The sequence below is a fragment of the Thalassobaculum fulvum genome (assembly GCF_014652915.1).
Taxonomy (GTDB): domain Bacteria; phylum Pseudomonadota; class Alphaproteobacteria; order Thalassobaculales; family Thalassobaculaceae; genus Thalassobaculum_A; species Thalassobaculum_A fulvum.
The window spans coordinates 332,558-348,907 of sequence record NZ_BMZS01000002.1 but is presented as its reverse complement, the minus strand read 5'-3'; the positions used below and the strand labels follow the sequence as shown (position 1 = coordinate 348,907).

Genomic DNA, 16,350 nt, shown 5'->3' with positions numbered 1-16,350 from the left:
CCTTGCACCTGCCCGGGATCGGCCGTGGAATGGCCGCAGCCAAAATCCGCCCCCCAAGCCGGTCCGTTGGCCGGCACGCCGGGGAGGACGGTCCCCAAAAGGTCCCGGAGGAGAACCACCCATGAACGAGACGGCACCGATCGCCATTCGCGACCTGCTTGAGAACGGCGCGGGCGGCGACGTCGCGATCGGCGCCCCCGGCCGTCCGGATCTGACCTATGACGGTCTGCGCGGGCTGGTCGACCGGACCGGCGCGGCGCTCGCCGCCCTCGGGGTGGCGCCGGGCGACCGGGTGGCGATCGTGCTGCCGAACGGGCCGGCGATGGCGTCGTGCTTCCTGGCGGTCGCCGCCTACGCCACGGCCGCCCCGCTCAACCCCGCCTACCGCGAGGACGAGTTCGATTTCTACATCTCCGACCTGCGCGCCAGGATCCTGGTGGTGCTGCAGGGCATGGAGACCCCGGCCCGGGCGGTGGCCGCGAAGCACGGCGTGCCGGTGGTCGAGCTGATCGAGGACGAGGGCGGGGCGGCCGGCGACTTCGCGCTCGATCTCGGCGGCAGGGCGCCGGGAACCGCTCGCCGGGCGGGTCCGTCCGACACCGCCCTGGTGCTGCACACCTCCGGCACCACCTCGCGGCCGAAGATCGTGCCGCTCGCCGGCTCCAACCTCGCGGCCTCGGCCCGTCACATCGCGACCACCCTGCGGCTGTCGCCGGCCGACCGCTGCCTGAACATCATGCCGCTGTTCCACATCCACGGCCTGATCGCGGCGGTGCTGTCGTCGATGCAGGCCGGCGCCTCGGTGCACTGCTCGCCGGGCTTCGACGCGCTCCGGGTGTTCCGCTGGTTCGAGGAGGTGAAGCCGACCTGGTACACGGCGGTGCCGACCATGCACCAGGCCATCCTCGGGCGTGCCGGTCGCAACGCCGAGACCGTCGCGGCCATGAAGCTGCGGTTCATCCGCTCGTCGTCCTCGTCGCTGCCGCCGCAGGTCATGACCGAGCTTGAGGCGACCTTCGGCTGCCCGGTGATCGAGAGCTACGGCATGACCGAGGCGTCGCACCAGATGACCTCGAACCCGCTGCCGCCGGCGGCGCGCTACCCGGGATCGGTCGGGATCGCGGCCGGGCCGGAGGTGCGGATCCTCGGCCTCGACGGCAAGTTCCAGCCGGCCGGCGCGGAGGGCGAGATCGTCATCCGCGGCCCGAACGTGACCGCCGGCTACGAGAACAACGAGAAGGCCAACGCCGAGGGCTTCGCGCCCGATCCCGATGGCCGGGGCGGGCGCTGGTTCCGTACCGGCGACCAGGGGACCATGGATGCGGACGGCTACCTGCGGATCACCGGCCGCATCAAGGAGATCATCAACCGCGGCGGCGAGAAGATCGCCCCGCGCGAGGTCGACGAGGTGCTGATGGACCACCCGGCGGTCGCCCAGGCGGTGACCTTCGCGGTGCCGCACCCGAAGCTCGGCGAGGAGGTCGGGGCCGCCGTGGTGCTGCGCGACGGGGCGTCGGCGACCGACGCCGAGCTGAAGCAGTTCGTCTCGGCCCGGCTCGCCGACTTCAAGGTGCCGCGCACCCTGCTGCTGGTCGACGAGATCCCGAAGGGCGCCACCGGCAAGCTGCAGCGCATCGGCCTGGCCGAGAAGCTCGGGCTCGGGGCGAAAGCGTCATGAAGGTCTGCATCTACGGGGCGGGAGCGATCGGCGGCTATCTCGCGGTCGGTCTCGCCGAGGCCGGGGTCGAGGTCTCGCTGGTGGCGCGCGGCCCGCACTTGGCGGCGATCAAGGAACGCGGCCTGACCCTGCGGACCGACGAGGGCGAGCGCACGGTCCGGCTGGCAGCCTCGGAGAATCCCGAGGAGCTGGGGCCGCAGGACTCCGTGGTGGTGGCGTTGAAGGCCCATTCGGTGCCGGCGGTGGCCAAACGCATGACCTCGCTGTTCCACGACGCCACCACCGTGGTGACCGCGGTGAACGGCGTGCCGTGGTGGTACTTCCACGGCGTCGGCGGGCCGCTCGACGGCACCCGTCTGGAGACCGTCGATCCCGGCGGCGTGCAGTGGGAGGCCATCGGGCCGGAGCGGGCGATCGGCTGCGTGGTCTATCCGGCGGCCGAGATCGACGAGCCCGGCGTGGTCCGGCTGATCGAGGGCGACCGCTTCACCCTCGGCGAGCCGTCGGGCGAGAAGACCGACCGGGTGACGGCGCTGTCCGAGGCGTTCCGGGCCGGCGGCTTCAAGGCGCCGGTTCGCCCGCGCATCCGCGACGAGATCTGGGTCAAGCTGTGGGGCAACCTGTCGCTCAACCCGGTCAGCGCGCTGACCACCGCGACCCTGGAGGAGATCTGCCGGTTCCCGGAGACCCGGCACGTCATCCGCCAGATGATGCAGGAGGGCCAGGCGATCGGCGAGGCGCTCGGCGTCAGGTTCGCGATCGACGTCGAGAAGCGGATCGCCGGGGCCGAGGCGGTCGGCGCCCACAAGACCTCGATGCTGCAGGACCTGGAGCGCGGCCGGGCGATGGAGATCGACGCCCTGGTGGCAGCGGTGCAGGAGCTCGGCCGCCTGACCGAGGTCCCGACGCCGACCATCGACGCGGTGCTGGCGCTGGTGAAGCTGCGCGGCTTCAAGGCCGGGGCGTACGGGCTGGAGTTCTGACGGAAGGTGCCGGTCGCTTCGTGGGTCCCGGATCGGCCGCGCCGGAGCGGCGCGCCCGTCCGGAATGACGACAGGAAGGGGAAACGCCCGTTACCTCTCCTTGTCGTCATTCCGGGCAAGCGCAGCGCGACCCGGAACCCACGAAGCGACGGGCGTGCCGTCCTTCTCAGAACGCCAGCGGGGCGTTGTCGGTGACTTCCTTCATGACGAAGAACGTCCGGGTCTGCCGCACGCCGGGCAGCGCCAGCAGGCGCTCGCCGTGCAGGCGGCTGAAGTCGGCGATGTCGCGCACCCGGATCTTCAGGAAGTAGTCGAAATCCCCCGCCACCAGATGGCAGTCGAGGATGAAGTCGAGCTGGGCGACCGCCTCCTCGAACGCCGCGAAGCTCTCCGGCGTCGAGCGGTCGAGCACCACGCCGACGATCACCAGGGCGGCGCGGTCGACCTTGTCGGGGGCGATCTGGGCGCGCACCGACTTCACGTAGCCGTCGGCGAACAGCCGCTGGGTGCGGCGGTGGCAGGTCGCCGGGCTGGTACCGACCCGGGCGGCGATCTCGGCGTTGCTCAGCCGGCCGTCGGCCTGCAGCAGGCGGAGAATCTTGAGGTCGGTGCGGTCCAGCTCGTCGGCCATGAAAGATCGTTCCGAGGAATGACAGATCAGTGAGAGATACATTCAAGATTCATCGAACCTAGCCGGCAAGGCAGAAACTTCGGTCTGAACTTCGAAAGCACCTTCCGGCCGTCCGCGGCTATTCTCCGGCCGTCGTTCACGCGCCCGGAGACCACGGCCATGCTGGAGAAATTCGACCGCTATCCCCTGACCTTCGGCCCGACGCCGATCGAGAAGCTGTCGCGGCTGTCCGCCCATCTCGGCGGCGGCGTCGAGCTGTTCGCCAAGCGCGACGACTGCAACTCCGGCCTGGCGTTCGGCGGCAACAAGGTCCGCAAGCTCGAGTACATCGTGCCGGACGCCATCAAGTCGGGTGCCGACACCCTGGTGTCGATCGGCGGCGTGCAGTCCAACCACACCCGCCAGGTGGCGGCGGTGGCGGCCAAGCTCGGGATGAAGTGCCGGCTGGTGCAGGAGAGCTGGGTGCCGTTCGAGGACGCGGTCTACGACCGGGTCGGCAACATCCTGATGAGCCGGGTCATGGGAGCCCAGATCGAGCTGGTCGACGAGGGCTTCGACATCGGCATCCGCGAGAGCTGGGAGCGCGCCCTGGAGGACGTGAAGGCCAAGGGCGGCAAGCCGTACCCGATCCCGGCCGGCGCCTCGGTGCACCCGCTCGGCGGCCTCGGCTATGTCGGCTTCGCCGAGGAGGTCCGGGCCCAGGAGGCCGAGCTCGGCTTCAGGTTCGACTACGTGGTGGTGTGCACCGTCACCGGCTCGACCCATGCCGGCATGGCGGTCGGGTTCGCCAAGGACGGGCGGGCCGACAGGGTGATCGGCATCGACGCCTCGTGCACGCCGGAGCAGACCTTCGCCCAGGTCCTCGACATCGCCCAGAAGACCGCCGACCTGGTCGGCCTCGGCCGGGCGATGACCGCCGACGACATCGTGCTGAAGACCGAGTACGCCTACCCGGTCTACGGCGTGCCCTCGGCCGAGACCAACGAGGCGATCCGGCTGTGCGCCCGCACCGAGGGCATGATGACCGACCCGGTGTACGAGGGGAAATCCATGCAGGGCCTGATCGACCTGGTCCGCAAAGGCTTCTTCCCGGCCGGGTCCAAGGTGCTGTACGCCCATCTCGGCGGCGTGCCGGCGATCAACGGCTACAGCTACGTCTACCGCAACGGCTGAGAGGCCGGGCGCCGAGGCGGCGGGTGGGTCCCGGGTCGCGACTGCGTCGCGCCCGGGATGACGTCGGGAGATGGGGTGTCGACCCGGTCTTCCAGGGACCGCGCCGCTTCCGCCCCGCCCCTTATCTGACGTCATCCCGGACCGGATCGCCGCAGGCGGGACGGATCGGGGACCCACGGCGCGACGGGCGTTGGCCGATCACCCCGCCGCCCGGTGGATCCCGCACTCGGTCTTGGCCAGCCCGGCCCAGCGGCCGCTGCGGGCGTCCCCGCCGGCCAGTACCCGGCGGGTGCAGGGGGCGCAGCCGATCGAGGCGTAGCCGTCGTCGAACAGCGGGTGCCGCGGCAGGTTGCGGCGGCGGAACGCGTCCTCGACCTGCTGTGCGGTCCAGCCGGCCAGCGGGTTCACCTTGACCCGGCCGTCGACCGCCTCGATCGGGGCCAGCCGCGAGCGGTCGGCGCCCTGGAACCGCTTGCGGCCGGTGATCCAGGCGTCGAAGCCGGCCAGTGCGCGCTCCAGCGGCACCACCTTGCGGAGGTGGCAGCACAGATCCGGGTCGTGGCGGTGCAGGCTGCCGTCCGGGTCGGCTTCCCGCAGGTCGTCGGCATCCGGCCGCAGGTTGCGCAGGTCGGTGAAGCCGAACCGCCGGGCCAGGATGTCGCGATAGGTCAGGGTGGCGTCGAAATGCTTGCCGGTGTCGAGGAACAGCACCGGCACCGTCCTGTCGATGCGCGCCACCATGTCGAGCAGCACCGCCGCCTCGGCCCCGAACGACGAGACCAGGGCGATCCGGCCCGGGAACACCCGGGTGATCATCGCCTCCAGCAGCCCCTCGCCCTCCAGCCGGCCGAAGGCGCGGTCCCAGGCGGCGGCGTAGCTGTCGGCATAGGACGGGCCGTGGCTCGCCGACTCGCCCCCCGACTCGCTCGACGGATCCCGATACATGGCGGTCTTCCCCGTTTGGTCCGGTGGAGCCCCTAGTAGGCCCAGTTCGCGGCGCAGGCCGCCGGCTCGGGCGCGGGCGGCTGTACCGGTTCCGAGCGGATCACCGCCACGCTGGCCCGGGCCGGCACGGCATAGCGCCGGCGGGCCGGGATCGGGGCGTCGGCATCGGCGGCCGGCTGGTACCAGGCGCTGAACGCCCCGGTCGCCGCCTGCCAGCCGGCGGCCGCCCGCTCGTCCAGGTCGAAGGCGTCGAAGCCGCAGCGCAGCAGGAACGCGATCTGGTCGCGCAGCACGTGGCCGACAGCCCGGATCTCGCCGGTGAAGCCGTGGCGCTCGCGCAGCAGGCGGGCATAGGAGAACGCCCGGCCGTCGGTGAACTTCGGGAACTCCAGCGCCACCAGGTCGAAGCGCTCGAGGTCCCCGGCGATCGCCGCCGGCGATTCGTGGCTGGCCAGCCGGATGCCGATCGGCCCGACCCGGTCGACGAGGCGGTCGCGGTGCTCCTGCCAGAGGGCGAGCGGGACGAGCATCGGGCCGGACCGGTCGAGCTCTTCCTCGGTGGCGACGGCGAACCACGGGTCCTGGAGCCGGGCTCCGTTCTTAATGAGCGGCATAGAGCTTCTCCTTGAACGGCTTGAGGCCGATGCGGCGGTAGGTGTCGATGAACGGCTCGTCGGCGCCGCGGCGCTCGGCGAGGTAGACGTCGACGACGGTCTCGACCGCGTCGGCGATCCGGTCCTCGTCGAAGGCCGGGCCGACGATGTCGCCGATCGCGGCGTTCTCGTCGGCGGCCCCGCCGAGGGTGACCTGGTAGAACTCCTTACCCTTCTTATCGACGCCGAGGATGCCGATGTTGGCGACGTGGTGATGGGCGCAGGCGTTGATGCAGCCGGAGATGTTGACGGTGACGTTGCCGATCGCCCGCTCGCGCTCCGGGTCGGCGAACCGCTCGCTGATCGCCTGCGCGACCGGGATCGCGCGGGCGTTCGCCAGGTTGCAGTAGTCGAGGCCGGGGCAGGCGATGATGTCGGTCACCCGGTGCGCGTTGGCGGTCGCCAGTCCGGCCGCGACCAGCCCTTGCCAGAGCGCGAACAGGTCGCCCTTGCGGATGTCGGGCAGCAGCAGGTTCTGCTTGTAGGTCACGCGGATCTCGCCGAAGCCGTAGCGGTCCGCGAGGTCGGCGACCGCCTCCATCTGCTCGGCGGAGGCGTCGCCGGGAATCCCGCCATGCGGCTTCAGCGAGATCGTCACGACCGCGTAGCCGGGCCGCTTGTGGGCCTCGACGTTGCTGCCGACCCAGGCGTCGAAAGCGCGGTTGCCGGCGCGCTGGACGGCGAGCTCGGGGCAGGCATCGTCGAGCGCCTGGTACGCCGGCGGCGCGAAGTAGGCCTGGATCCGCTCGATCTCGCCGTCCGGCAGCCGCAGCTCGCCGTCGCGGATGTGCGCCCACTCCTCCTCGACCAGCCGGGCGAACTCGTCCCGTCCGGTCTCGCGCACCAGGATCTTGATGCGTGCCTTGTAGATGTTGTCGCGGCGGCCGAGCTGGTTGTAAACGCGCAGGATCGCCTCGAGGTAGGACAGCAGGTGCCGCTCGGGCAGGAACTCGCGGATCGTCACCGCCAGGATCGGGGTCCGGCCCTGGCCGCCGCCGACCAGCACCTCGAAGCCGGGATTGCCGTCGGCGTCAAGCTTCAGGCGCAGGCCGATGTCGTGGGCCGCGGTCACCGCGCGGTCGCGGCCGGAGCCGGTCACCGCGATCTTGAACTTGCGCGGCAGGAACGAGAATTCCGGGTGCAGGGTCGACCACTGCCGGATGATCTCGCAGTAGATCCGCGAGTCCGCGACCTCGTCGGCCGCGACCCCGGCGGTGGCGTCGGCCGTGGTGTTGCGGATGCAGTTGCCGCTGGTCTGGATGGCATGCATCTCGACGGCCGCCAGATCGGCCAGGATGTCCGGGACATCCTTCAGGGTCGGCCAGTTGAACTGGATGTTCTGGCGGGTCGTGAAGTGGCCGTAGCCGCGGTCGTAGCGCCGGGCGATATAGCCGAGCTGGCGGAGCTGGCGCGACGACAGCGTCCCGTACGGGATCGCCACCCGCAGCATGTAGGCGTGCAGCTGCAGGTACAGCCCGTTCATCAGCCTGAGCGGCTTGAACTCGTCCTCGGTCAGCTCGCCGGCGATCCGGCGCGCGACCTGCTCGCGGAACTGCGCCACGCGCTGGGTCACGAAGGTGTGGTCGAACTCGTCGTAGCGGTACATCGGTCGATCCGGTCAGCTGCGGGCGGCCTGGTAGCCGAGGTCGGTGCGCACGCTCGGGCCGAGGGTACGCAGGATCTCGCGCCGGCCGCGCGGCAGCGGCCGGCCGGCGTCGGTCTCGACGTCGAAGGCGTAGGGGGCGATCACCGTGCCGGCCCGGGCGGCGCGTTCGGCGACCGCCTGCAGCCCCTCGAGCTCGTCGTCCGAGGTCGCGACGGCGGCGTCGGCGAGGCTCTCCGACCAGCCGCCGTCGGCGGTCAGGTAGATCACGAAGCCGTCTGCCAGGCGATTGGCGGTGATGGCGGTGTTCGGCATATCGAACGTCTCTCTCAGGATGCGGCCGAAAGCGCGCGTGGCGCGCTTCCGACCGGGGTGACGGAGGCGGCGGCCACGCCGGGGACGATCTCGACCTCGATACCGTTGACCCGCAGGAGAGCGGCCTCGTGGTCGGCGGTGGCGTCGCCGTTTCTCAGTCGCACGACGCGCTGGCCCTCGCGGGCCCGATGCAGCAGCAGGGCGTCGATCGCGGCCTGGCTCCAGGGCTTCGCGTCCCCGCCGACGGCGATCCGGGTGGCGTCGCGGCGGGCGCAGTCGACGACCGCGTCGCTGGCCGGGCGGTCGTGGATCACCACGTCGGCCTGCTGCAGCAGGCGCAGCGCCTTCAGGGTCAGCAGCTCGGGGTCGCCGGGGCCGGCGCCGACGATGTGCACGACCCCGGCCGGCCGGCCGCGGTCCCGCGCGGCGAGCGCGGACAGGATCTGGGGGCATCCGTCCTCGTCGCCGCGCAGGACACGCGTCGCGATCGGCCCGTCCAGGACCGAATCCCAGAACCGGCGGCGGGCCGGGGCCGAACCGAGCGTGCCGTTGACGGTCTGCCGGGCGGCGTCGAGCGCCCGGGCGAGTGCGCCGAGCCGGGTCGGCAGCAGCGTCTCGATCCAGGACCGGACCCGGCGGGCCAGTGCCGGCGAGCTTCCGCCGGTGGAGATGGCGATCAGCACCGGGTCGCGGTCGACGATCGCCGGCATGATGAAGGTCGAGAGCGCCGGCCGGTCGACCACGTTGACCGGTACGCGCGCGGCCCGGGCCGCGGCTGCCACCGCGACCCCGTCGGCATCCGGCTCGGCGACGATCACCACCGCGCGGCCCTCGACGAGGTCGGCGGCCGGGCGGCGGCGGTCGAGCGTCAACCGGCCGGCCCGCGCCCAGTCGAGCAGTTCCGGCGCGGGCGCCGTGGCCGCGACCGTGACGGCGGCACCGGCGGCCAGCAGCAGGCGGGTCTTGGCGACCGCGGCCTCGCCGCCGCCGACCACCAGGGCCGGTTCGCCGGCCAGCCGCAGGAAGGCGGGGAAGCCGTTCACGACCGGGGGCCCCGACGGAAGTGGCGGGCAGCCCGGAAGGCTGTGCTAGTCTCGGCGGAGAGGAACGTGAGGGGCACAGGCGCACTCCATCGGTTCGTGTCCACGAGCCCACGGAGCGGTCCCCGTGGCGCTTTAGCAATTTGTGACGCGGCTGCAAGCTGCCCGATCAAATGGCCGCGGGTCCGTCGGGGGGGACCAGCCCTGTGCGATGTTGAGAGTAGCATATAGCGAACGAACGTTCGTTGTAAAGAACGTGGATCGACAAAAAGAACGCCGCTCGCTTCGGCGGCGATTGTGGTAGGTCGGGGATCGATGTCGCAGCGGATCAAGGAACCGGGAATGGCCGTGACACCGCCGAAGTTCGGCGCCGAGATATTGCGGGCGCGCAAGGATGCCGGCCTCAGTCTCGACGAGCTCGCGCGCCGGTCGGGCGTGTCGAAGTCGATCCTCTCGCAGATCGAGCGCGACAGCACCAACCCGACGATCGCCACGGTCTGGCGGATCTGCGCGGCGCTCGAGCGCTCGCCGGAGAGCCTGTTCCGGGCGGGTGGGGCCGAGGAGGCCGGGATCGAGGTGCTGACCGCCAATGCGACGCCGGAGATCCAGAGCGAGGACGGCCGCTGCCGCCTGCGCATCCTCGGCGCGATCGAGACGGTCGAGCGCGTGCAGTGGTACGAGTTCCTGGCCGAGCCGGGCGGCGAACTGGTGTCGGCGGCCCACGGTCCGGCGACCGTCGAGCACCTGACGGTCCTGGAAGGCACGCTGACGGTGACCGCCAACGGCGACGTGAAGTCGGGCGGGCCGGGCGAGACCCTGCGCTATGCGACCGCCCAGGGCACCCACACCGTCAGGAACGACGGCGAGGCCCCGGCGCGGGCGATGATGGTGTGCATCCTCTGACGGCCGAGCGCCCGCGCTCGCCGGCAGGCGGGCGGCGCGGGCCGCACGGCGCGTGCGGTCTCGGGTCGGTCCCGATCCGATCTGCTTGCGGTGGCCGGCTTACTTGCAGGTGAAGTTGACGACCGTCTTGTCCGGCGCCATGCCGCCATCGGTCTTGCCGCCGGCCATCGCCTTGCGCTTGTCGCAGTATTCCTGGGCGATCTTGGTGGCACCGCCCATGCCGGACACGCCGTCGTAGTAGACGACGCCGATCTGGTCGCCGGACATCGACTGGATCTCGGCGGCCGGAACAGCGCCGCGCCCGCCGGCGCAGGCGGAAACCAGAAGACCCAGGGCGATCGTGCCGATCATGGTTTTCATTTCTTACCCCTCCTAAGTGGACCTTCAGCATCCGGCCGGATCAAGGCCGGGTAACGGCCGAGGTGCCGCGGAAAAGACAGAGTCCTGAACGCGCGGGAACTGCGTCGGTTCCACGGTAGGACAGGTTGTCCGGCGCGTCATCACTTCAGGAGGGTTGGTGGCTACCGCCCGGACGCGATTTCGGCCGGTGGTGCCGGGTCGATGCGCTCCACGAACGCGACCAGCGCCCGGTTGAAGGCTGCCGGCTGCTCCAGGTGCGGGGCATGCCCGGCATCGGCGACGACGGCGATCTCGGCACCCGCGATCGCACCGGCCAGCCACGCGGCGGTGTCCGGGCCGTAGAGCTGGCTGCGCTCGCCGCGCAGGATCAGCGCCGGCAGCGCGATCCGGCCGACGTCGCGGCGATAGTCGGCGGCCGTCAGGTCCCGCCACAGCGCCGCCATGGTGTCCGGGTCGCAGCCCTGCATCTCGCCGGCGATCCAGTCCAGCAGGGCGGGGTTCCCGGGGCCGCCGGCCGCCAGCACCGTCGGCAGGAACGCCTCGACCCAGCGCGGCCAATCGCGGCGGATGATCGCCGGCGCCCGCTCGGCCTGCGAGGCCCGGTAGCCACCCAGCAGGCCGAGCCGCCACTCGGCGTCGTTCACCACCCGCGCGGTCATGTCGACCACGACCAGGCCGCCGAGGTCGTCGGTCCCGAACCGGCGGGCGTACTCGAACGCCACCATCGCGCCCATCGACCAGCCGACCAGCACCGGGGACGCCAGGCCGGCCGCCGCGATCAGGCCGCGCAGGTCGTCGGCCAGGGTCGCCAGGGTCGGCGCGTCGCCCGCCCGATGCGAGTGCCGGTGGCCCCGCAGGTCCGGGACGACCACGCGGAACCGCGCCGCCAGCGCTTCCGCCTGGGGCGCGAAATAGCCGGCGTGGCAGGCCCAGCCGTGCAGCAGCACGAGCGGCCGCCCCGCGCCGCGGTCCTCGTAGTACAGCCGGTGGCCGTCCCCCGGGTCGTAGCTCGGCATGGTGTAGTCCCGGATTCGTGATTCGCCATTGACAGGCGAGGCGATCGGCATAAACATGACACCTGACTCATATCTCATAAAAGAAAAAAATGAGCGCACTCGGGGAGAAGACGCCGAAGACGGCACGCGGGAGACGGACGCTCCGGAAGATTCTGGACGCGGCCGAGCTCGAGTTCGGGGCGCGCGGCTTCCACGAGGCCTCGGTCGCCAGCATCACCGGCAACGCGGGTGTCGCGCAGGGCACCTTCTACATCTACTTCGAAAGCAAGGAGCAGCTGTTCGGCGCGCTGGTCGAGGACCTTGGGCTGCGCCTGCGCTCCTACCTGCACGAGGCGGTGGCCGGCGCCGGCAGCCGGATCGAGGTCGAGCGCCGTGGCCTGCGCTCGTTCATCGAGTTCGTGCGCGAGCACGGCAACCTGTACCGCATCGTCATGGAGTGCCAGTTCGTCGATCCAGAGGCGTTCCGCGCCTATTTCATGGACTTCGCCGACGCCTACCAGGAGGGGCTGGACCGGGCGGTCGCCACCGGCGAGGTGCGGGCCGGCGAGACCGAGGGCCGGTCCTGGGCGCTGATGGGGATCTCGCTGTTCGCCGGTCTGCGCTACGGCATCTGGGAGCCGGAGCGCGACATCGATCCGCTGGTCGACGGCATCACCGACATGATCGAGCGGGGCCTGTGCCCGCAGGAGAGTCGGCCATGACGGCGCCGGTACGCGAACTGGTCCGGCTCGAGGTCGAGGGCGGCGTCGCCCGACTGACGCTGGCACGCCCGGAGCGCCACAACAGCCTAGTGCCGGAGCTGCTCGACCGCCTGCTGGCGCATCTCGACGCGGTCCGCGGCGACGAGGGCATCCGGGCGGTGGTGCTGGCGGCCGAGGGCCGCAGCTTCTCGACCGGCGGCGACGTCCGCGGCTTCCACGACCAGCCGGCGACCGACCTGCACGGCTACGCGGCCGGCCTGGTCGGCCTGCTGAACCGGACGATCCTGGCGCTCATGGACCTGCCGCAGCCGGTGATCGCGCGGCTGCAGGGGCCGGTGACCGGCGGATCGATCGGCCTGGTGCTGGCGGCCGACCTGGTGGCGGCGGTGCCGGAGGCGTTCTTCGCGCCGTACTACGTCAGCGTCGGCTTCGCGCCGGACGGCGGCTGGAGCGCGATCCTGCCGGACCGCATCGGCGTGCAGCGGGCGCGCGAGATCCAGCTGCTGAACCGGCATGTCGGGGCCGCCGAAGCGCAGACCCTCGGGCTGGTCACCGAGGTCGTGCCGGCCGACCGGATCGACGTGCGGATCGCCGAATGGCTCGCCACTCTGGACGGTCATGTCGCGTGCGGTGTCCGGGCCGCGAAGCGCCGGCTGCTGCCGGACTGGCGGCGGGCCGCCTACGCCGCCGGGCTGGAGTGCGAGCGCCGGGCGTTCCTGGCCGAGGTGACGCGTCCCGAGGTCCGCGAGGGCATGGCGCGGTTCCTGGATCGTCGGATGGCCGGATAGGGAGGCGGGCGTGTTCAGCATCGTCGACATCGCCGCCAAGCGGGCGGCCCTCAGCCCCGACAAGATGGCGCTGCACGAAGTGGTGGGCGGCACCCGCCTGACCTACCGCGAGCTCGACGCCCGGGCCTGCCGGTTCGCGGCGGCGCTGCGCGACCGCGGGCTGGCGGCCGGCGACCGGATCGCGATCCTGACCCACAACGCCGCCTCGTTCTTCGAGATCCTGTTCGCCTGCGGCAAGGCGCGGGTCGTGCTGGTGCCGCTGAACTGGCGCCAGACCGTCAGCGAGCTGGCGCCGCTGCTCGACGACTCCGGCCCCCGGATGCTGCTGCACGACGCCGGCAACGCCGCCCTGGCGCAGGCGCTGGCCGTCGCACGGCCGGGCCTGCCGCTGGTTCCGGTGCTGGCCGAGGGCGACGCGCCGGCCGCCGGCAGCTACCAGGCGCTGCGCGACGCCGCCGAGGAGCGCCACGACTGGGACCCGGTGTGGCCGGCCGACGGGCTCTGGTACATGCTCTACACCTCCGGCACCACCGGCCGGCCGAAGGCCGTGATGCAGACCTTCGGCATGGCGCACGCCAATTTCGTGAACCTGGCGAGCGCCATCGACCTGACGGCGCACGACATCACCCCGAACTACCTGCCGTTGTTCCACACCGCCGGCATCAACCTGCACACCCTGCCGACCCTGATCGCCGGCGGCTCGGTCAAGGTGCTGCCGGGCTTCGATGCCGACCGGTTCTTCGACCTGATCGAGGCCGGCGAGCTGACGGCGCTGCTGGCGGTGCCGGCGATCTACCAGGCGCTGGCCGTGCACGAACGGTTCGCCGCGGCGGATCTGTCGAAGGTCCGGTCGTGGTCGAGCGGCGGGGCGCCGCTGCCGCATGCGCTGATCGACCTGTACGCGTCGCGCGGGGTGACGATCTGCCAGGGCTACGGCATGACCGAGACCGGGCCGACCACGTTCCTGCTGCGGCCCGAGGAGACCGTCGGCAAGCGCGGCGCCGTCGGCCGGCCGCTGCTGATGACCGAGAGCCGGATCGTCGGCCCGGACGGCCGAGACGTTCCGGCCGGCGAGTCCGGCGAGCTGCTGATCCGCGGCGCCAACGTCACCCCCGGCTACTGGAACCGCCCGGACGCGACCGCCGAGGCCCTGGACCCCGACGGCTGGCTGCACACCGGCGACGTCGCCCGGGCCGACGAGGACGGCTACGTCACCATCGTCGACCGCATCAAGGACATGTACATCTCCGGCGGCGAGAACGTGTACCCGGTCGAGGTCGAGCAGGTCCTGCACGGCCACCCGGACATCCTCGAGGCGGCGGTGGTCGGGCTGCCGGACAGCCGCTGGGGCGAGGTCGGCCGCGCCTACCTGATCCCGCGCGCCGGCCGCCGGATCGACGAGGCCGCGGTCAGGGCGTACTGCCGCGAACGGCTGGCCGGCTACAAGGTCCCGAAATCCATCGCGGTGGTCGACGACCTGCCGCGCACCCCGGCCGGCAAGGTCCGCAAGCACGTGCTGCGGGCCGAGGCAATGCAGCAAGCGACCGAGGCGGGGGTGGCGTCGTGACGACGATCCGCGAGAGCCGGGTGTTCACCCAGGCCGAGTTCGACCGGTTCGCCGCGGTCAGCGGCGACGACAACCCGATCCACGTCGATCCGCGGTTCTCGGCCGAGACCCGGTTCGGCCGCACGGTCGCGCACGGCATGCTGCTGTATGCGGCGCTGTGGGGCGTGATCCGCCGGCACTTTCCGAGTGCGGTGCAGGAGACCCAGGACCTGATGTTCCCGGCCCCGACCTATGCCGGCGAGCCGATGCGCCTGGAGGTCGACGAGCTGGACCGGCCGGAGTCCGACCTCCTCGACCTGGCGGTCCGCGTCGTCGCGGAGGCCGACGGCACGGTCACCCTGGACGGCCGCACCCGCATCCGGCTGAGAAACGGAGCCGCGCGATGAAGGTCGGCGACAGCGCCAGCATCACCCGCAGCTACACGGCCGCCGACACCGCCGCGCTGACCGCGCTCGCCGGGGTCGAGGTGGTGGTCGACGGTTTGGTGCCCGAGCCGCTGGTCGGCGGGCTGTTCTCCTACTTGCTCGGGCGCGAGCTGCCGGGCTTCGGCACCAACTACCTGAAGCAGGAGATGCGGTTCCTGCGGCCGGTGCTGGTCGGCGAGCCGGTGACCGCGACCGTCGAGATCACCCGGATCCGGCCGGAGAAACACCTGGTGGATCTGGCGACGACATGCACCGACGCCTCGGGCGAGGTGCTGTGCGAAGGCCGTGCCCTGGTCCTGGTCAAGGACGTCGGGCACCGGACAAACGACAAGCAGCAAGGGAGTGACACGGCATGAGACGGCATATCGGCATCGCCGCCGCGGCGGCAGTTGCGCTCGGCCTGCTGGGCGGGACCGCCCTGGCGGCCGACCCCTACAAGATCGCCCACGTCTACGGCAAGACCGGCCCGTTCGAGGCCTACGCCAAGCAGAGCCACGTCGGGCTGATGATGGGCCTGGAGTACGCCACCGGCGGCTCGATGGAGGTCAACGGCCGCAAGATCGAGGTGATCGAGAAGGACACCCAGCTGAAGCCGGACCTCGGCAAGACCCTGCTGGCCGAGGCCTATGGCGACGACGACGTCACCCTGGCAGTCGGCCCGGTGTCGTCGGGCGTGGCGCTGGCCATGCTGCCGGTCGCCCAGGAGTACGGAAAGGTCCTGCTGGTCGAGCCGGCGGTCGCCGACTCGATCACCGGCTCGGCCTGGAACCGCTTCGTGTTCCGGACCAGCCGCAACTCCTCGCAGGACGCGATCTCGAACGCGGTCGCGCTCGGCGATGCCGGCAACTGCGTCGCCACCCTGGCCCAGGACTACGCCTTCGGGCGCGACGGCGTCGCCGCCTTCAAGGAGGCGCTGGCCAAGACCGAGGCCAGGCTGGTGTTCGAGGAGTATGCCCCGACCGACACCGCCGACTTCACCGCCCAGGCCCAGCGCCTGTTCGACGCACTCGGCAAGGCCGAGGGCTGCAAGCGCAAGATCATCTGGGTCGTGTGGGCCGGCAAGGGCAACCCGCTCGGCAAGCTGAACGCGCTGAATCCGGGCAGCCAGGGCGTCGAGCTCGCCACCGGCGGCAACATCCTGGCGGCCATGGCGGCCTACAAGGAGCTGCCGGGCATGGAGGGTGCCACCTACTACTACTACGAGATCCCGAAGAACCCGGTGAACGACTGGCTGGTCGCCGAGCACCAGAAGCGCTTCAGCGCGCCGCCGGACTTCTTCACCGCCGGTGGCATGGCGGCCGGCATCGCGGTGGTCGAGGCCCTGAAGAAGGCGCCGTCCGGCGACACCGAGGACCTGATCGCGGCGATGGAGGGCATGGAGTTCGTGACCCCGAAGGGCGTCATGAAGTTCCGCAAGGAGGACCATCAGGCCCTGCAGTCCATGTACCACTTCAAGATCAAGGTCGACCCGGCCGTCGCCTGGGGCATCCCCGAGCTGGTCCGGGAGCTGAAGATCGAGGACATGGACATCCCGGTGCGGAACAGGAAGTGAGGCCGAGAGCGCCGGGA

18 protein-coding genes and 1 riboswitch are annotated in these 16,350 nt (G+C 71.4%); of the genes, 10 read left to right on the top strand and 8 right to left on the bottom strand.

Going from position 1 to position 16,350, the window contains the following annotated elements:
• The first annotated feature begins 121 nt into the window (after positions 1 to 121).
• Entirely contained in the window at positions 122 to 1,678 is a 1,557-nt protein-coding gene (locus IE246_RS04855) for an acyl--CoA ligase (protein WP_189987812.1), read from the top strand.
• Positions 1,675 to 2,661, top strand: a complete 987-nt coding sequence (locus tag IE246_RS04850) for a 2-dehydropantoate 2-reductase (RefSeq protein ID WP_189987811.1) — start codon at positions 1,675 to 1,677, stop codon at positions 2,659 to 2,661. The genes IE246_RS04855 and IE246_RS04850 overlap by 4 nt, the downstream gene beginning before the upstream one ends.
• Positions 2,662 to 2,827: 166 nt before the next feature.
• On the opposite strand, the gene IE246_RS04845 is transcribed toward IE246_RS04850, so the two are convergent.
• Complete coding sequence (locus tag IE246_RS04845) at positions 2,828 to 3,292, bottom strand: Lrp/AsnC family transcriptional regulator (RefSeq protein WP_189987810.1); 465 nt, start codon at positions 3,290 to 3,292, stop codon at positions 2,828 to 2,830.
• A 159-nt stretch (positions 3,293 to 3,451) separates the two neighbouring features.
• Here IE246_RS04845 and IE246_RS04840 point away from each other — a divergent pair, with 159 nt between their 5' ends.
• Positions 3,452 to 4,465, top strand: a complete 1,014-nt coding sequence (locus tag IE246_RS04840) for a 1-aminocyclopropane-1-carboxylate deaminase (RefSeq protein ID WP_189987809.1) — start codon at positions 3,452 to 3,454, stop codon at positions 4,463 to 4,465.
• A 198-nt stretch (positions 4,466 to 4,663) separates the two neighbouring features.
• Here IE246_RS04840 and IE246_RS04835 read toward each other — a convergent pair whose 3' ends face one another.
• From IE246_RS04835 to IE246_RS04815, 5 genes are read right to left on the bottom strand one after another with little or no spacing between them, the layout of a single operon-like run.
• Positions 4,664 to 5,410 carry a phosphoadenylyl-sulfate reductase gene (locus tag IE246_RS04835; protein WP_189987808.1) on the bottom strand — a complete coding sequence of 249 codons (747 nt, stop codon included), beginning with the start codon at positions 5,408 to 5,410 and terminating at the stop codon, positions 4,664 to 4,666.
• A 32-nt stretch (positions 5,411 to 5,442) separates the two neighbouring features.
• Positions 5,443 to 6,024 carry a DUF934 domain-containing protein gene (locus IE246_RS04830; protein WP_189987807.1) on the bottom strand — a complete coding sequence of 194 codons (582 nt, stop codon included), beginning with the start codon at positions 6,022 to 6,024 and terminating at the stop codon, positions 5,443 to 5,445.
• Complete coding sequence (locus tag IE246_RS04825; RefSeq protein WP_189987806.1) at positions 6,011 to 7,669, bottom strand: nitrite/sulfite reductase; 1,659 nt, start codon at positions 7,667 to 7,669, stop codon at positions 6,011 to 6,013. Before IE246_RS04825 ends, IE246_RS04830 begins: the two co-directional genes overlap by 14 nt.
• 12 nt (positions 7,670 to 7,681) lie before the next feature.
• Positions 7,682 to 7,981, bottom strand: a complete 300-nt coding sequence (locus tag IE246_RS04820; RefSeq protein WP_189987805.1) for a DUF2849 domain-containing protein — start codon at positions 7,979 to 7,981, stop codon at positions 7,682 to 7,684.
• A gap of 14 nt (positions 7,982 to 7,995) precedes the next feature.
• Positions 7,996 to 9,024, bottom strand: a complete 1,029-nt coding sequence (locus IE246_RS04815) for an SAM-dependent methyltransferase (protein WP_189987804.1) — start codon at positions 9,022 to 9,024, stop codon at positions 7,996 to 7,998.
• A gap of 112 nt (positions 9,025 to 9,136) precedes the next feature.
• A riboswitch (SAM riboswitch) is annotated at positions 9,137 to 9,212 on the bottom strand.
• Between the two features lie 151 nt (positions 9,213 to 9,363).
• Here IE246_RS04815 and IE246_RS04810 point away from each other — a divergent pair.
• A complete protein-coding gene (locus tag IE246_RS04810; RefSeq protein ID WP_189987803.1) occupies positions 9,364 to 9,924 on the top strand; it encodes a helix-turn-helix domain-containing protein in 561 nt (186 codons plus the stop codon).
• Between the two features lie 99 nt (positions 9,925 to 10,023).
• On the opposite strand, the gene IE246_RS04805 is transcribed toward IE246_RS04810, so the two are convergent.
• Together IE246_RS04805 and IE246_RS04800 are read right to left on the bottom strand one after the other, a co-directional pair.
• On the bottom strand, positions 10,024 to 10,284 hold the full coding sequence (locus IE246_RS04805) for a hypothetical protein (protein WP_189987802.1): 261 nt from the start codon (positions 10,282 to 10,284) through the stop codon (positions 10,024 to 10,026).
• Between the two features lie 161 nt (positions 10,285 to 10,445).
• On the bottom strand, positions 10,446 to 11,300 hold the full coding sequence (locus tag IE246_RS04800; RefSeq protein ID WP_189987801.1) for an alpha/beta fold hydrolase: 855 nt from the start codon (positions 11,298 to 11,300) through the stop codon (positions 10,446 to 10,448).
• 89 nt (positions 11,301 to 11,389) lie between these two features.
• On the opposite strand from IE246_RS04800, the gene IE246_RS04795 reads away from it, so the two are divergent.
• From IE246_RS04795 to IE246_RS04770, 6 genes are read left to right on the top strand one after another with little or no spacing between them, the layout of a single operon-like run.
• On the top strand, positions 11,390 to 12,001 hold the full coding sequence (locus IE246_RS04795; RefSeq protein ID WP_189987800.1) for a TetR/AcrR family transcriptional regulator: 612 nt from the start codon (positions 11,390 to 11,392) through the stop codon (positions 11,999 to 12,001).
• A complete protein-coding gene (locus tag IE246_RS04790; RefSeq protein ID WP_189987799.1) occupies positions 11,998 to 12,789 on the top strand; it encodes an enoyl-CoA hydratase/isomerase family protein in 792 nt (263 codons plus the stop codon). The genes IE246_RS04795 and IE246_RS04790 overlap by 4 nt, the downstream gene beginning before the upstream one ends.
• Before the next feature lie 10 nt (positions 12,790 to 12,799).
• On the top strand, positions 12,800 to 14,356 hold the full coding sequence (locus IE246_RS04785) for an acyl-CoA synthetase (RefSeq protein WP_189987798.1): 1,557 nt from the start codon (positions 12,800 to 12,802) through the stop codon (positions 14,354 to 14,356).
• Positions 14,353 to 14,742 (top strand): MaoC/PaaZ C-terminal domain-containing protein, encoded by a 390-nt coding sequence (locus IE246_RS04780; protein ID WP_189987797.1) that lies wholly within the window; start codon positions 14,353 to 14,355, stop codon positions 14,740 to 14,742. The genes IE246_RS04785 and IE246_RS04780 overlap by 4 nt, the downstream gene beginning before the upstream one ends.
• Complete coding sequence (locus IE246_RS04775; protein ID WP_189987796.1) at positions 14,739 to 15,137, top strand: hotdog family protein; 399 nt, start codon at positions 14,739 to 14,741, stop codon at positions 15,135 to 15,137. Before IE246_RS04780 ends, IE246_RS04775 begins: the two co-directional genes overlap by 4 nt.
• The gene (locus IE246_RS04770) at positions 15,134 to 16,333 is read left to right on the top strand and encodes a substrate-binding domain-containing protein (protein WP_189987795.1); all 1,200 of its coding nucleotides are present in this window, start codon (positions 15,134 to 15,136) and stop codon (positions 16,331 to 16,333) included. The genes IE246_RS04775 and IE246_RS04770 overlap by 4 nt, the downstream gene beginning before the upstream one ends.
• Positions 16,334 to 16,350: the final 17 nt, after the last annotated feature.